Consider the following 16,343-nt stretch of genomic DNA (forward strand, 5'->3'; position numbering starts at 1 on the left):
TTTTCATTTTATTTTGGTAAATTTTAATCGAAGGCTATTGCTCACTACGGAAACGGAGCTTAAGGCCATGGCGGCACCGGCGATCATCGGGTTTAGTAAAAAACCCAATACCGGATACAACACCCCAGCAGCTATAGGTATTCCAATGATATTATAGATAAAGGCCCAGAACAGATTTTGCCGTATGGTGCGGACCGTTTGGGTACTTAATTGTAACAGTTGAGGTACGCTTTTCAGGGATGAATGCATCAACGTGACCTTGGCCGTTTCCATGGCAATATCCGTACCTGCCCCCATGGCAATGCCCAAATCGGCCAGAACCAGCGCCTCGCTATCGTTGATGCCGTCGCCTACCATGGCCACCTTATGCCCCTGTTTCTGAAGTTCCCGGATGTAGTTCCCTTTATCCTGGGGCAACATCCCACTTTGAAAATGTCGGATGCCAACAGCTTGAGCCACTGTGGCAGCGGTTTTTTCCTGATCCCCGGTCAGCATGTGAACGGTGATTCCCATTTTTTCCAAAGTGGCGACGGCCTCCGCGGAATCTTCCCTGATCTGATCTGAAATGGCAACCCATCCCACCAAGCTAGCGCCTACAGCCAAATAAACAAGAATGCTGCCTTCCTCCAGGGCTTTTTCTCCCGACTGAATCAGGCCATCTTCCATGGCTACGTTCAGCGATACCAGCCAGTTTCGGGTGCCAATACGATACGTTTTCCCTTCGTAGCTGGCACTTACCCCTTTCCCGGTTTCAGATTGAAAATTTTCTATTCCCAACAAATTTTCAGAAAGCGTAAAATGTTGCGCTATGGCCGTAGCCAAAGGGTGTTCACTTTTAGATTCAAGTGCCTGAAAAACCCGGCTCAGGTGCGTTTCATCCACCCCTGCTTTCCACTTCACCTCTTTCACAGTGGGCTTACCAACGGTGATAGTGCCGGTTTTGTCCAGGATAAGGCTGTCCGTGCGCTTCCCTCTTTCCAGACTTTCGGCATCCCGGATCAGTATTCCGAGTGAAGCTGCTTTTCCCATCCCCACCATGATGGCAGTAGGGGTGGCCAGTCCCAGTGCACAGGGGCAGGCGATTACCAATACGGTAATTCCCGAGAGCATTCCCCGAAGTACTGCTTCTTCCACGCCACTGAATGTCCAGACAAAAAAGGTCAGCACGGCCAATCCCAATACTACCGGAACAAAGACAGCCGTTACCTTATCTACCGTCTTCTGAATGGGAGCTTTGGAGCCCTGGGCTTGTTTTACCCGGTCAATTATGGCTGCCAGTAGGGTTTCTGATGCGGATACGGTGGCTTTGAAAATAAAGCTTCCTTTCTGGTTGATGGTGCCAGCATAAACGGTATCCCCTGTTTTCTTTTCTATAGGAATAGGTTCACCAGTAAGCATGCTTTCGTCTACGTAGGAATTACCTTGTTCCAGAATCCCGTCCAACGGAACCCGCTGCCCGGGCTTGATTACAATGAGTTCTCCTGTTTGCACCTCTTTCACAGGGAGGCTAAGTTCCTTGCCATCCCGAATTGCGATCAAACGGTCTGGCTGTAAGCCAATCAGTTTTCGCAGCGCTTCCGATGTTCCTGCTTTGGCTCCTGCCTCCAACATTCTTCCTAATAAAATAAAAAAGACAATGACAGCGGCGGTTTCAAAATAGACATGTGCAATGATGCCCCTTCCTTCCAGCCACTGTGGAAAAAAAGTGGCAAAGGTACTGTACAAATAGGCAATCCCGGTACTCAGTGCTACCAAGGTGTCCATATTCGCCTTCCCAATCTTCGTTTGTTTGGCGGCATTGGTAAAAAATGACCTGCCAAAAACAAAGAGGACAGGTGTTGTCAGAAACCACATGATATAATTTCCATAAGGCATCTCCATCCAAAACATGCCAATAAGAAACACCGGAAGGGCCAATATTCCCGATGCAATGGTGTTTTTACGCAATTTCTTATAGGCTGATTTTTGAAGCTCTTCCAGGCTATCCTTATCCAGTTGGTCAATCAGCAATTCATAGCCTACCGCATGAATATTCTTCCGGGCTTGATTCAGATCGGTTATCTTTTCATCAAAAACGAGGGTGGCTGCCTGTGTGGCATAGTTCACACTGGCAGATTGGACACCCGGAGTTTCTTTCAGCATGGTTTCCACGCTTACGGCACAGGCAGCGCAACTCATTCCTGATACCGGAATTTCGACGGTTTTTGTCATAACTTAAGGTTTCCCAAAATTACGCAGGACAAAGTCCCTACCTGTTATATAATTTTCAAAAAATTGTATAAAGGCATTTCTGATAAATCGATAAAAATGTTGAACTTTAGCGTTGGTACGCAGGTTTTTAGACTTTATTTACTTCTGATAACCAGTAAAAATTTCACCTTTCATGATAAAATCCACTGTAGACCCTGCCTGTACGGGCTTATTTTCAGATTTATTTTTAGACTATATTCAGCAAAAGGATGCGCTAGCACCATTTTATCAGGAATATCCGGAATTGAATCGATTTAAGAAGACCCTTGAAAAGAAAACCTTTTCTGAGGCAAAGCGAAAGGTGTTGGTGAATACGCTACAGGAGCAATATAAGGACTTCGGGGAATCACCGGTTACCCAGAACATCGAGAAACTGGCTGATTCAAGAACCTTTACCGTAACCACAGGGCATCAGCTTAACCTGATGACAGGTCCCTCTTTCTTTATATATAAGATTGTATCCACCCTGCGATTGGCCGAAAAGTTACAGGAAGCATTTCCGGATTACCAGTTTGTTCCGGTTTATTGGATGGCCAGCGAGGATCATGATTTTGAAGAGATCAATCATTTTCATTTTGATGGGAAAAAATACACCTGGGACACAGATCAGGAAGGGCCGGTAGGTGAATTTGAAATAGACGATACCTTGAAAAGCCTGCTGAAGCAATGGGATTTTGTCCCCGCATTCTTTACAGAAGCATACACCCAGAGCAAGTACCTGAAAGATGCTGTCAGAAAATACGTTCATCACTTGTTTGCAGAAAGAGGGCTGGTAATAATAGATGCCAACCAGCCGGTACTGAAGAAGCAGTTTTTACCCATTATTAAGGATGATCTTTTTTTTCAGCAGGCCAATAAGCTTGTAAACGAAAGCAATCAATCCCTGGAGGCTGCCGGATACAAGACCCAGATTTTCCCCAGAGAGATCAATTTTTTTTACATGGAACCCGGGCGCAGGGAAAGGCTGGTTCGACAAGACGGGGAATTTCGTACACACGATGGAAAAAACAAATGGACGGAGACTGAAATGGAGGCCTTTTTAGAAGCCCATCCAGAAAAATTTAGCCCCAATGTGGTCATGCGGCCCTTGTATCAGGAAGTTATTTTGCCCAATCTGGCCTATTTGGGAGGTCCTGCCGAGGTGGCCTATTGGTTTCAATTAAAAAAGGTTTTTGATCATTATAAGGTATCATTCCCCTTTCTTCTGCCGAGGAATTTTGCCGTCATAATCCCGGGGTATGTGCAGCGGAAAATCAATAAATTGAGTCTGAAACCAAAAGATCTTTTCAAGTCTATTGATCGGTTGAGGATTGCATATGTAAAAAAGCATGCGTCCGAGGATCTTTCCCTGGAATCAGAAAAAGAGCAGTTAAATCAACTTTTTGGGACCTTGGAAAAGCGTGCAAGCAGGCTGGATCCTACCTTAGAGGGTGCAGTAAAAGCGGCGCTCACTCGAAGCGATAAAATCCTGGACCAGGTAGCGGTTAAATTCAGGAAAGCTGAAGAAAGAAAACAGAAAGATGCCATTCGGCAAATAAACGAAGTTAAGTCTTACCTCTTTCCAAACGGAACCTTGCAGGAAAGGAAGGTTAATTTTCTGGAATTTTACCTGAGGGAGCCGAAAATTATCGAACAACTTTTAGGAAAATTTGATCCATTGGATTTTAATTTTATAATTTTGCAGGAGAATGGAAGCGAAGGAAGTACTCAGGAAAAGGTTCAAATCGGATAGAATAGCCCTGGGAGAAAAAGAGAGAGCCATTCGCTCTGAAAAAATTGCCAGGCAATGCATTAATTTTTTAAACCAACAGGAAAAAATTCGGCATATTCACCTTTTTTTTCCCATTAAAAAGCTTTTCGAAATTAATACGGTACTATTATTGCCGCAATTACTTGACGCCGGATATAAGGTTTATGGATCCATAACGGATAGAAAGATGCAACGGCTAAATACGGTAAAAATAAATGAGGATACGGTTTTCCAGGAAGATGAAATGGGAATACCCGTCCCCGGGAATCCGAAATCTGCACCTAATGAGAGCATCGAATTGGTATTCGTTCCACTATTAGGAGTGGATACCAAGGGCAACAGGTTAGGTTACGGAATGGGCTATTACGACCGGTTTTTTTTGGAGTTAAAGCCGGATGTTTTAAAGGTGGGATTGTCTTACTTCGCCCCCAAAGAAGAATTGCCCAGAGCTGAGCACGATGTGCCTTTGGACGCCTGTGTCTTTCCTGAAGGAAGTGTAATTTTTAAACAATAGTTTTTCTAAATAATAGTTGTATGGTAAAAAAATCAATGATTGTCGTATTTGCTCTAATGATGGGGTTTGGCCTCCTCAATGAGAGTAAAGCCCAGACCTATGCCACCGGGATTGGTCTGAGAGCTGGAGTTAGCAATGGGCTGACGGTAAAACACTTTATTCAAAGCAACGTGGCTTTAGAGGGAATTCTTCATTCGCGATGGAGGGGATTGGTCCTTACCGGACTTTATGAGGTCCATAAAGACATACGGGAAGTTCGGGGTCTTCGTTGGTTTTATGGTGGAGGAGCTCATATCGGTAGCTGGAATAGCGGAAATACAGTGAAGCGAGATTACAGTGGCACTACCATTGTTGGTATCGATGGAATCATCGGCTTGGATTTTAAATTTGCAGATGCTCCTATCAATCTATCGCTGGATTATAAACCGGCATTTAACATTATTAATGACGCGGGGTTCTGGGGAGATGAGGTTGCCCTCTCGATACGGTTTACTTTTTAAAAAAGGTATGAAAACAAAAAAACCCGCTGAGATTTTTTCAGCGGGTTTTTTTTGTTTATTCCTGTGGAATAAGCTTGATCAATAAGCCTGTACCCTCTGTGAGGGCATAGATGTATCCATCGGGGCTTTGGGCCACCTGTCTTACCCGCCCAATGTCTTGTAGTAATTTTTCTTCTCCTGCGTAATCGGTGCCGTTAAGCATTACCCTTGCGATGTGTTGTTTGGCAAGTGCGCCCACTAGCAGGTTTCCTTTCCATTCAGGGTATCGGTCAGAAGTTACCATCATGGATCCGCAGGGAGCAATGGAAGGTCTCCAGAAGTGGATGGGCTGTTCCATTCCAGCCTTTACTGTATCTTCGGTGATAATGCTATCGTCATAATCGATTCCGTAAGTTATTTCCGGCCAGCCATAGTTGTTGCCTTTTTCGATAAGGTTAATTTCATCCCCGCCTTTGGGACCGTGTTCGATTCCATAAATCCGGTCATTAGCGCTGTCATAAACCAGCCCCTGGGGGTTACGGTTTCCGTAAGTCCAGATGGAAGGTATGGCGTCCGGCTCATCAACGAAGGGGTTGTCTTCAGGAATCCGACCATCGTCGTGAATCCGATGTATTTTTCCATGGGAATTTTTAAGCGTTTGCGCATTCTCCGGGTTGGCTCCTCTTTCTCCATTACTAAAGTAGAGGTAGTTTTCATTGTCGAAAATGATTCTGCTTCCAAAGTGTCGGCCACCTTCTACAGCTGGTGTCGTTACAATAAGGTCTTCCTGATCCGTAAGGCTGTTTCCGGCTACTTTTGCCCGCATAATGGCAGTTGCGCCGCCTCCCTCTACTGGTTTTGCATAGGAAAAATAGATCCATCCATTGCTAGCGTGATCCGGATGCGTTTGAATATCCAGTAATCCAGCCTGATTAACTTCATGAACTTCCGGTACACCGGCTAATTTTTCGCCGGTGAATTGGTCGTCCTGGAAAACAAGGATTTCTCCTTTTCTTTCCGTCACCAACATTCTTCCGTCGGCAAGCCAGGTCATGCCCCAGGGGTTTTCCAATCCTTCGTAAAGGGTATCCACTTTAAAGGTAAGCTGATCGGAAGTTATCGCAAATGGATCTGGGGCCGATTTTTCCTGCTGGCTTGACTCACAGCCAATACCTAAGCCCACCACTGCAATTCCTAAAACTATCTTTGTTAAACTTGTTTTTCTCATCGTACTTTTTTCTTTTAAAGCCCGAATATACCACATATTTCAGAATTTTTTGGTTTCAACTACGGGTATTGTTAGGCATGGCTTAATGGCAAATAATCCATTTTTTTCGCTTATTATGGGTAGAGGTTGGAAGCGCATGAGCGCGTTAATTTTTTTTAAAAACACCAGGTTTAATGGGATAGCAAATAGATAGCTATAATCACCAAATTTCATTGTATGAAAAAATACATATAGAATAATTTGTCTTTTAAACAATAAAAAAAATTTTGTATTTAATTATTACAAAATAAATCTATTAACTCTTTCTGAACAGAAGTTTGGTTTCTACTTTTATGACTGAAAACCAACCTGTAACGGAAATTTTAACCTTCCGGAGCACCACTTTGTCGCCCAGTAAGGCGGGTTCATCGAAAAAATTCAAATGGCTGGTTATAATTTCTGAAATTTGAAGCATCGATCAAAAACAGCAAAGACAAATCCAGTAGGATTAAGATATTTTAAACTAAAGTGATCATGAATAACAGCAGAAATAATTTTAAAATGATGGCAGGAGCACTTGCGGTATTCGCTACCCTATTTTTCGCCTCCTGTGTGGACGAGCCTATAGAAAGACCTGTCGGTAGTCAGACCGAAAATATTGAAGCATTGCAGGCGTCCGGCACATTTGACTGGAAAACCAGCGAAAAGATTACTGTGGAGATTGAAGGCTTGGCAATAGACGTGGACGTCAACAGAAAGTTAACCTTGGAAACGGGAAGTGGGGATGAATTTTTCGGCGGAGCCCAGGCCATGAACGAGGACTTTGAGATGACCTTCGATTTGCCTGCACATGTAACAGAAGTTACAATGAAGTACGGTACTATCGAACAAAAGAAAGAGATCAGTAAAAATCAGGTATCATTTAGCTTCGTGGAAGAAAGAGGCGAAGAGGATCTGGAACTTTGAGAAGGGGTTACAGGAAAAACAGTAATAAGTAAATTACAATTTTTAAATTTTTAACAATGACGACCATGAAAAAATTATTGGTATTCAGCTATATATTAGGATTGATGAGTTTTTCCCTACAAGCTCAGGAAAATTGGGTGAAAAATAACGCCGAACTAGGTGACCGGGACAAGTATTTTGCCGCCTGCTGGTCCATGGGAGCGATATCGGTAAGCGACAGTAAGCAAACCCTGATATCCGGAGAATATAGCCTTCGAAGCAATCAGGTAACCAATGAGTCAAAGACTGCTACCTGGTTAAAGTCCCCCTGGATGATTATGGAAGCTGGCGAGATAAGTTTCAATACCCGTTTGGATGGGAGTTCCGGAGGTGAAAGAAGCATCGTCATTCAATATATCGAATTTGATTCAGAAAATGAGTCCACTGGGGAAGGTGACGTTACTGAGATTGATGAATTTGAGTTTCCTAATCCTATAAACAAACAAACCGAAGTGCATGAAGTGACTGTTTCGATTCCTAATGCACTAGCAGGAAAGACAGTTAAAATTTACTTTAGCCTTGTTGGTTCCGGTGGAAGTGCCCGAATAGGACTCGATGATTTGGCCATTCCAGGCACTTACGCTTCGGATCCCTCGGAAAATTGTTTTCCTAAGAGCCAGATAGCTGACAAAGATGAAGATGGTATTGCAGATGAAGAAGATGCGTATCCGGAAGATCCATACAAGGCATTTGACAATTTTTTACCTGCCACCGGTTTCGGAACCCTGATGTTTGAGGATTTATGGCCGGCCAGAGGTGATTATGATTTCAATGACCTGGTTGTTGATTATAAGCTAAACCGAGTTACGGATGCCAAGGGAGACGTAGTAGAAATTCAAATCCAACTGTCGCCAAGGGCTGCAGGAGCTGGTTTCACCAATGGGTTTGGGATAGAGTTTGCAGGTTTGTCACCGAAAAAAGTGATGCAGGTAACCGGAACGAAAGCAAGTTCGGAAAGCATTCACAAAATAGATGAAAAAGGATTGGAATTAGATAATGAGTTTGCAACGATCATCCCTTTTGATAAAGTATCTCTTGTCCTCACCCATCCAGGTGGAGGTGCGTTAGGCATCAATACCGATCCGAAATTTGAGCTTCAAAAACCGGATCTACAGACTATTGTGGTCACGTTGAAAGAGGAAGGAAAAAGCACGGAAGCAGGAGCGACAAAATTGGGTGAACTGGGATTGGATAATTTCAACCCTTTCCTGATCGTCAATCAAAAAAGAGGTGTAGAGGTTCACTTGCCCGGAATGAAGCCAACCAAACACGCCGACCAGTCCATTTTTGGGACGAAGGAAGACGGGAGTACAGCAGGGCCTGATAGCTTTTACCGCAACAAAGAAAACGGTTTGCCCTGGGGAATGAACGTACCGGTAAGTATTCCTTATATGGTTAACAAGGCTCCGATTACCAAAGGGTATGCTCGGTTTTTTGAATGGGTTGTTTCCGGAGGAGAGTCCTACCCGGATTGGTACCTGGACAAAAGTGGATTCCGAAACAGTAGGTTAATGCTTAACGCAAATTTGCAGGAAGACACTATCGTCAGAGGTGGAGGACCAATGAGAGTCCCGAGATAAAATGGTTGGGAGTTTTTACTCACTAACAAAATAGTCCCGAAAAATTAGATATTGTTAGAAATAGTATTCTTTGAAGTATACTCAGGTGGCCATTCAGCCACCTGAGTTTTACTTGAATGACTTAATAATAAAGGATACGGTTGTTGTTTTTTTGGATTTAGTAAGAAATAGCTACTTTAGCAGTGCTTTGTTTAGTTTGTTTTTTGGGATAGGTAGATGGTTTTTAATAGAATGGAATTATGGGAAATTTAATTTTACAGAATATGCCTTCCTCGCATACATTTTTTAAAAGAAGTAGCCTCATTCCGGCATTGGCGTTCTTATTCATGCTTCAAGCAACTACTGCTGTTTTCTCTCAGGTAGTGACGATAACGAACACAGAAAATTTTATTTTGATGGAACAGGTGACCTACCTGATCGATGGACAGGCGCTTATTCAAAATTCACCTGAGGGAAATCAGAATCCCAGTCCGGAAGATGTGCCAATTATTATTAGTGGTATTCAAATTGAAGGTGGTAAGGTGATTTACGCGACCACACGAAACCCTTCAGTAGCGAATCCCAACCCAACTATAGGGAGTAATGAAATCAGACCAGATGCCATTCAAATAGTCCGATCGGACAATGCCATCATTTCTCACAGAGCCCTGGAATTTTTCAACAACCTTGAAGCTGTCGTTTCGACGCCTGACATCCGGTCTTATTGGGATATTAATTCCCAGCCTTCTATTCCCAGAGGAGAACCCTTTGTTGACCTGATTTATTCAGATCCGGTAGTGACATCCGGTTACCTGCTATACACCGAACGGGATGGTAATTCGCCAACTGATTTCATCGCTTTGGGTAAGAATGGAGAACCTATTGAAGGAGCAAATACCATCGAGGTTAGGGGCTACCAATGGAAGACGGGTATCCATCATGTTAGCAATGTACCAGAGCAATCGCAGGAAATGGTTCTGTTCTCTCCTTCCCTTTTTGAATCAGGAGAACCCATTTTTGGCATACGTATCATTGCAGTAAATGAGCCAGACGGCAAGCTGATTTTCTTTGTGAATGCCATTTCCGCTACTCCAGACATGGCGGAACGCGTAAACAGTGAACTCGGTGGAGACGCCGTATTGAATATTTTTGACAATGATGAACTGAATGGGGCAGCGCTTAATCCTATTGATATTCAATTGACTATTTTGGAGGATTTTCCGGCAGGTACTGCCACTTTAAATCCCGATGGAACGGTGGATGTCCCTCCCAATACCCCTCCGGGGGTTTATACGCTTACCTACGAAATTTCTGCCGGTCAGGACTCCGATCAGGCAGAGGTCAGGATAGAAGTTATCGAATACAAACCGGAGGCTTTCGATGATGCTATGGAAGTACCGGATAGTTTTTCCAGGGATAGTGTTCTGAATGTGCTGGGGAACGACATGCTGAACGGCTTACCTGCATTAATTGAAAACGTTAACCTAAGTGAAATAAGCAATAATTCAGGCGGATTTGTCAGTCTGACAGCTGACGGATCCATTGATATCGGTGAGGGAATTCCTGCAGGAAATTATCTGCTAGTTTACCAGATATGTGATGCCGCAGATCCTGAGAAGTGCGATCAGGCAACGATAGCAATTACTGTGGCACAAACCCTATTGACGGCCGTGGATGATACCTATGGAATCATCAACCTTAACCGCGGTGGGGTTGTAGGAAATGTACTGGATAATGACCTGTTAAACGGGGAGGCGGCACCCACCGGAAGGGTAAGTGTAACCTTGCTGGACGCAGACGGTTTATCGGGAGTCACGCTTTCTCCTGCCGGAGAACTGGAACTTCCCGTTGGACTTCCCAATGGGGAATATGAATTGCAATATGAAATGCAAGAAGTTATCAACCCTGGAAACAGGGATCAGGCATTTATTCGCTTTTCCCTGCGGGATATTCAATTGGAAGCCAACGATGATGAATACATTATCAATCAAAACCAGGAGCTCACCTTAGATTTGCTGGCCAATGATTTTATCAACACAGGGGAATTGTTGGTGGAAACACTGGTGATTATCGAAGAACCTGAAAACGGGACGCTGTTACCTAATGGAGATGGAACGCTTACCTATACTCCAACTGCTAATTTCTTTGGTTCTGATAGCTTTACCTATGAAATATGCGAAAACGCCGACCGACAGTTTTGCGATCAGGCACTGGTAAGCATTACAGTTCGACCGATAGTGCTAGAGTTAACCAAAACTCCGAATTTAACAGCATTGCCAATGGGTGGGATGGTAACCTATACCATCTTACTTACCAATAATTCGGAATTTGACCTGGAAAATGTTTTGGTGGAAGAAGTTTTACCGGATGGGCTGATGCTGCTTTCCTCTAATCCGGAACCGGTTGAAGGAAGCCAGTGGGCTATTGAAACGATACCTGCGGGTACAGAAACCCAGATTGAGATCGAAGCAATGGGAGTTGGGCTAGGCCAACAGGTAAATATCGCCAACATTAGTATTGGCGATTACATCAATTTGGTTCAGGCGGTGCCCGTTACGGTATTGGCCAGGCCCGTGGATATCCGCGTAGAAAAGACTTCTTTCGGTATTGATTTGTATGAAGGCAATGAGTTTGAATACGAAATCCGGGTGAGTAATAATGGTACCGGTCCGGGAGAAAATATATTCCTTGAGGATCAATTGCCAGCCGGATTGGTTTACCTGGGTTTTACGGGTGAGGCCGAATTGAACGTTTCCGGGAGCACGCTTAGCTGGACCATTCCGAGTCTTGCGGCAGGAGAGGAACGGGTTTTCAGGATTCGGGTTCAGGCAACCGAAACCGGAACCATCACTAATACAATCCGGGTACAGCTTCCGGAAGATCAGGAAAACGTTTCTCCGGTTCAGGAAGATAGCGACACCAATCAGGTTAATCCATTTTTCATTCCAAATGTGATCACACCGGGAAATCTGGATGGTAAAAATGACAGTTTTGAAATCCGTGGAGTCGAGCGTTTCGCACAAAGCTCCCTGACCGTATTGAATAGAAATGGTGACCATGTATTTGCTTCAGATGATTACCAAAACGATTGGGCTGCAGCCGGACTCAATGGAGGGTCTTATTTTTATGTTTTGGTAATTACCGATAGTCAGGGTGAAAGCCAAACCTACAAAGGTTGGGTTCAGGTAGTGAAATAGACAAGTTGTGAAAAAGGGATGGTTTAAATTTAATTTCGATGAAAAATATTTTTAGCGTTTGTGGGTACCTGGCATTGCTGCTGATCTTGACCGTTGGCCGGGCAAATGGGCAGCAACTACCCCAATTCAGTCAATACATGTTTAATGGCCTGCATGTTAATCCGGCCTATGCGGGGTACAAAGGGGAACATTATATTCAATCCTCCTATCGGAACCAGTGGGCCGGTTTGCCAGGTGCGCCTACCACTTTTACGGTGACTGCTGACCTGAGTGCCAATGAGGGACTGATGGGATTTGGAGCGAGTATTTTATCCGACCAACTGGGACCGGCAAAGTCCAATTCTGCTTTGTTGACCTATGCCTACCGCATACAGACGGGAGAGGCTTCTTTTTTAGGGTTTGGTCTCAGTGGAGGTGTTTCTGAATACGCTATTGATGGTTCGCTTTTCGATCCCAATGATTTTGACGATTCTGAAATCCCGGAAGGACGAATTAACGTCTTTACTCCTAACTTGAATGCCGGTATTTTTTACCATAATCCGGGATTTTATGCGGGCTTTAGTGCTTACAACCTGATCGGTAGAAACGCATTGGAAAACGAAGCAGTTGCCCTTGCCTATCACAACGTCCACTATTACCTGACGGCAGGAGGCTTAGTGCCGCTTTCCAGTGAGATACAATTCAAACCTTCCTTTCTCGTCAGAAATGGGGGAAAAGGGCCCACCAATATGGATTTAAATGGCATGTTTTTATTTGTGGACAGAGTTTGGGCCGGGGCATCCTACCGAACAAACGTTAAACTGGGGCAGGATGAGTTGCCTACCGGTTTGTCTGCCAGAAACGCTGTGGCACTGATTCTGGAATTGTTTGCTACTGAAAATTTGAGAGTAGGTTACGCCTACGATATACAAACGAATGCTTTCAGTGGGTTACGAAATAACTCCCATGAATTTTCTATAGGGTATTATATTTCCCCAAGAAAAGTGACTATGAACAACCCAAGATGGTTTTAAATATGAAAAAGATTTTTACCTATCTGATACCCCCTATTTTCCTTGGAATGCTGTGCATGAATGTTCAGGCACAGCAGGGACTTTTGAGATATGCTGACAAAAAAGCTTCGGAAGAGAATTATTTTGAGGCAGGGAAAGGGTATGTAGATGCCTATGCAAAAAATCCCTCATTTCAGGCGGCAAAGGGAGCCGCAAAGGCCTATGGCAATTTGAGAGATTACCAAAATGCCTATGACTGGTGGAAAAAAACCGTGGCTTTTCAGGAGTCCGGACAGGAAGAATTGTTGGCATATATCGCTGCTGCCAATCAGGCTGGCCAGCAAGAGGCGGTTTTTGCAGCATTGGATACAATGGAAACCCGAGAACACGAAGCCATTACTAACCTGCATTTGGATTCCCTGCAACACTGGTATGCCGTCGCAGGAAACACTGGTGTGAAAAAGATGGAGGGCATCAATAGTTCAAATACGGAATTTGGATGGGTAAAAGGTGCTCAGGGAAGGGCCTATTTTTCTTCGGATAGAGGGGAAGCAGGAAATCGTAATAGAAGCAGCGTTCGCATTGACAAAAGCTATAAATATTATACCCAATCTTCAGACTGGACCGGAAGAAATTTTTTGAATATCTATTCCGTGAATGAGGAAGGTAAGATAAGTCTCTTTGATCCCCCGGTGCCGGATGTTTTTCATGCTACCGATCCTTTTCCGCTTCAGGAGCAGGAGGTACTTTTCTACACGGTGACCCGGGATATCCGAAGCTCGGAAAATTACGAAGTACAATCCGAGATCTATTTCAGCAGGCTCGATAATGCTGGAAATCCAATTGATTTTGTAGGCTTGTCTCTGAATTCTCCGCTGGAATATGGTCTGAAGAGTCCTTTTGTCGACGAGGCGGAAAACCGGTTGTACTTTTCTTCCAATATGGCAGGAGGCCAAGGAGGTTACGATCTGTATTATATGGATTACAACTCGGATTTTGAATTCCAGGCTCCTGTAAATTTGGGCCCTTTGATCAACAGTCCAGGAAATGAAATCGATCCTTATATACATGAAGGGATGCTGTATTTTGCATCCGACGGACACGTAGGAATGGGTGGCCTGGATCTATTTGTTTCGGATTTCAAGGGAGATGAATTTTTGGGAGTAAAAAACTTGGGTCTGCCATTTAATTCTCCCCAGGACGACTTTGGCTTTTTCGAGACCAATGATGACAAGGTATTGATTTCCTCCAATCGTCTCCAAAGTACGGGTTGGGATGATATATTTGAGATGGAAACGTTGGAACTGGATTTTCTGGCCAGGGTGCTGGAATGTGATGGCACAGCCGTAACAGGTCCTATAGAGGTGAATTTGGCTGAAGGGGCGGATAATACCAATCTACCTGTGGAGAAGCGAGGACAAGGATTGTTTCACGCAAAAATCAGTCCGGAGGAAGATCAGGAGATTCATATATCAAAAGCTGGTTATTTTGCAGTACAGGATAATACGATTTCCACCAAAGGATTGGAGAGCGGAACGCTGGAAAAAACCTATCAATTGGTAAAAATCCCCTATAAGACGGCTGTTCATGTAGACTTGGTTTACTATAACCTGGATGAATCCGTGATAAGAAGCGATGCGGAAAGTGCATTGGACAGGGTGGCTGAATTGTTGAAATCCTATTCGTTCCTGAATATTGTGGTTCGTTCCCATACGGACGAAAGAGCCAGTAATGAATACAACGAATTGTTGAGTGAAAAAAGAGCCGATGCGGTGCGTGATTACCTGGGAAAATATGGAATCGACAGTTCCAGGATAGAGGCAGAGTGGTTTGGTGAAACGGAATTGACGGAGGATTGCGGAGAAGGAGTTCCCTGCACAGAGGATCGTCATCAGCTCAATAGAAGGACAGAGTTATTGTTACTGGCCTTTCCTGAAGTAGGTAAATCATATCAAGTGCCTTTGGAGTTGCAGGAAGTTGATTTATGTGATGTTAGTAATATTCAATTACCACAGGAACTGCCCACCATTTATTTTGGGTTTGATCAGGCGACGCTTTCTCTTGCAGACAAGATGGCTCTGGAAAGGGTAGCCTTGATGCTTCGAAACATGGTAGAGCGCCGTCTTGCTATCACCGGGCATACGGATTCCAGAGGTTCGGCAGCTTACAACGAAGAGTTGTCCAAAAGGAGGGCGTTGGTGGTTAAAAATTACCTGGAAGGAAAAGGCATTGCTTCAGAAAGGTTGGTTTACGAGTTTTTTGGTAAAACCAAGCCCGTGAATGATTGTGAGGGGGTTCCCTGTACACCGGAAATGCACAAGCAAAATCGAAGGACGGAACTTATTCTTCCGAGCATTCCCCAACCGAAGAAAAAGAGGTAAAAAGCAATATCATTGGGTGCCGGCCTGAAGAGGCTTTAGGACGTTGCCGTCTTCTTTTCCCAGGTGTCGGTTAGCTGATAATATGTTCTGCCTGTTTTGGAATGCATATTTTATGGGCACGGTGAAGCAAATCAAAGGGGCTGAAGGTCTTTTTTCGACACAAGTCGGAAATTATGCTTCCTATTTTACGAACAGTTCGCCTAAATGTAAGTTCAGTAGCTTTGGTAAATGGATTCTGGAATGAACCGGACTTTTCTCTTAGGGGTAAGGTGGGCAAGCAATTGGTAAGGCAATGGTCGGGTTATAACCGGTATTGAACAAAGAATCTTAATCTCCGCAAGAAAGAGTTACCGGCAAAATTGATTTGCGCGTGGTTATTCACTGCCTTTTTTTGGGCTAATGAGGCATTCATTTCCGCCCACTGGTATTTCTTTTTTTTACCGCGGTAAATTGGACGCCCTTGCCCTTCCAGTATAGTGACCATATGTAATTCACCAATTCTTTTTCATTTTCGCGCAACCTGTATTACCCGATTTAGATGGCTGTATTTTTCCAACAGCCAGGCATTCATTTATACTTACCCCAAACCCGTAAGTAGCAACGGACCTTATAATACCAATCACAATGCGGTGTCCTTTTGTAATCGAAATAATGATCGTGAAATTGCCATTTACTGTGGCCTGGTAGGAGCCAAATCAACGAATACTCAAACGGTTTTTAATACGCCCGGAGCCACCAATAGTCCCAATCAAAGGTGGTACCCCGCGGGTTTGGAATATAGGAATCCAGAATAGTGTTTCCGAAGCACTGTGACTTATTTTAGGTGCTGGAATCCGGTTAGAATTTTGATTGTCTCCATCGGAAATCAGAAAACGAAATCTTCCGTTTTATTCATCGGTTACCTGGAGTGAAATTTGCCAAATGGTCTCTGCCTTTCTCTTAGGCAGCCTAAACGAGGTTTTTTTGAATCGAAGGGGTAATAATTTACAGGTTTAATAAATAATTATAG

At 44.0% G+C, this 16,343-nt stretch carries 10 protein-coding genes; 8 read left to right on the forward strand and 2 right to left on the reverse strand.

Annotated elements, in window-relative coordinates:
• Positions 1 to 3 precede the first annotated feature (3 nt).
• Positions 4 to 2,211, reverse strand: coding sequence for a heavy metal translocating P-type ATPase (locus GKS34_RS13815; protein WP_163385428.1), 2,208 nt, complete (start codon positions 2,209 to 2,211; stop codon positions 4 to 6).
• A gap of 172 nt (positions 2,212 to 2,383) precedes the next feature.
• Here GKS34_RS13815 and bshC point away from each other — a divergent pair, with 172 nt between their 5' ends.
• From bshC to GKS34_RS13830, 3 genes are read left to right on the forward strand one after another with little or no spacing between them, the layout of a single operon-like run.
• Positions 2,384 to 3,982: a bacillithiol biosynthesis cysteine-adding enzyme BshC gene (gene bshC, locus GKS34_RS13820; RefSeq protein WP_163385429.1), complete on the forward strand. Its 1,599-nt coding sequence runs from the start codon at positions 2,384 to 2,386 to the stop codon at positions 3,980 to 3,982.
• Entirely contained in the window at positions 3,939 to 4,514 is a 576-nt protein-coding gene (locus GKS34_RS13825; RefSeq protein WP_163385430.1) for a 5-formyltetrahydrofolate cyclo-ligase, read from the forward strand. Before bshC ends, GKS34_RS13825 begins: the two co-directional genes overlap by 44 nt.
• A gap of 20 nt (positions 4,515 to 4,534) precedes the next feature.
• Positions 4,535 to 5,014 (forward strand): hypothetical protein, encoded by a 480-nt coding sequence (locus GKS34_RS13830; protein WP_163385431.1) that lies wholly within the window; start codon positions 4,535 to 4,537, stop codon positions 5,012 to 5,014.
• Between the two features lie 55 nt (positions 5,015 to 5,069).
• On the opposite strand, the gene GKS34_RS13835 is transcribed toward GKS34_RS13830, so the two are convergent.
• On the reverse strand, positions 5,070 to 6,221 hold the full coding sequence (locus GKS34_RS13835; RefSeq protein WP_163385432.1) for a PQQ-dependent sugar dehydrogenase: 1,152 nt from the start codon (positions 6,219 to 6,221) through the stop codon (positions 5,070 to 5,072).
• A gap of 513 nt (positions 6,222 to 6,734) precedes the next feature.
• Between GKS34_RS13835 and GKS34_RS13840 the strand changes: the two genes are divergently transcribed.
• The 5 genes from GKS34_RS13840 to GKS34_RS13860 all read left to right on the forward strand — a co-directional run bounded on the left by GKS34_RS13840 (position 6,735) and on the right by GKS34_RS13860 (position 15,334).
• The gene (locus tag GKS34_RS13840; RefSeq protein WP_163385433.1) at positions 6,735 to 7,166 is read left to right on the forward strand and encodes a hypothetical protein; all 432 of its coding nucleotides are present in this window, start codon (positions 6,735 to 6,737) and stop codon (positions 7,164 to 7,166) included.
• Between the two features lie 65 nt (positions 7,167 to 7,231).
• Positions 7,232 to 8,785, forward strand: coding sequence for an LruC domain-containing protein (locus GKS34_RS13845; protein ID WP_163385434.1), 1,554 nt, complete (start codon positions 7,232 to 7,234; stop codon positions 8,783 to 8,785).
• 263 nt (positions 8,786 to 9,048) lie between these two features.
• Positions 9,049 to 11,961, forward strand: a complete 2,913-nt coding sequence (locus GKS34_RS13850; RefSeq protein WP_163385435.1) for an Ig-like domain-containing protein — start codon at positions 9,049 to 9,051, stop codon at positions 11,959 to 11,961.
• A 38-nt stretch (positions 11,962 to 11,999) separates the two neighbouring features.
• Entirely contained in the window at positions 12,000 to 12,974 is a 975-nt protein-coding gene (locus tag GKS34_RS13855; RefSeq protein WP_163385436.1) for a PorP/SprF family type IX secretion system membrane protein, read from the forward strand.
• A gap of 2 nt (positions 12,975 to 12,976) precedes the next feature.
• On the forward strand, positions 12,977 to 15,334 hold the full coding sequence (locus tag GKS34_RS13860; RefSeq protein ID WP_163385437.1) for an OmpA family protein: 2,358 nt from the start codon (positions 12,977 to 12,979) through the stop codon (positions 15,332 to 15,334).
• The last annotated feature ends 1,009 nt before the right edge of the window (positions 15,335 to 16,343 follow it).

Source organism: Cyclobacterium jeungdonense, assembly GCF_010994275.1.
Classification (GTDB): domain Bacteria; phylum Bacteroidota; class Bacteroidia; order Cytophagales; family Cyclobacteriaceae; genus Cyclobacterium; species Cyclobacterium jeungdonense.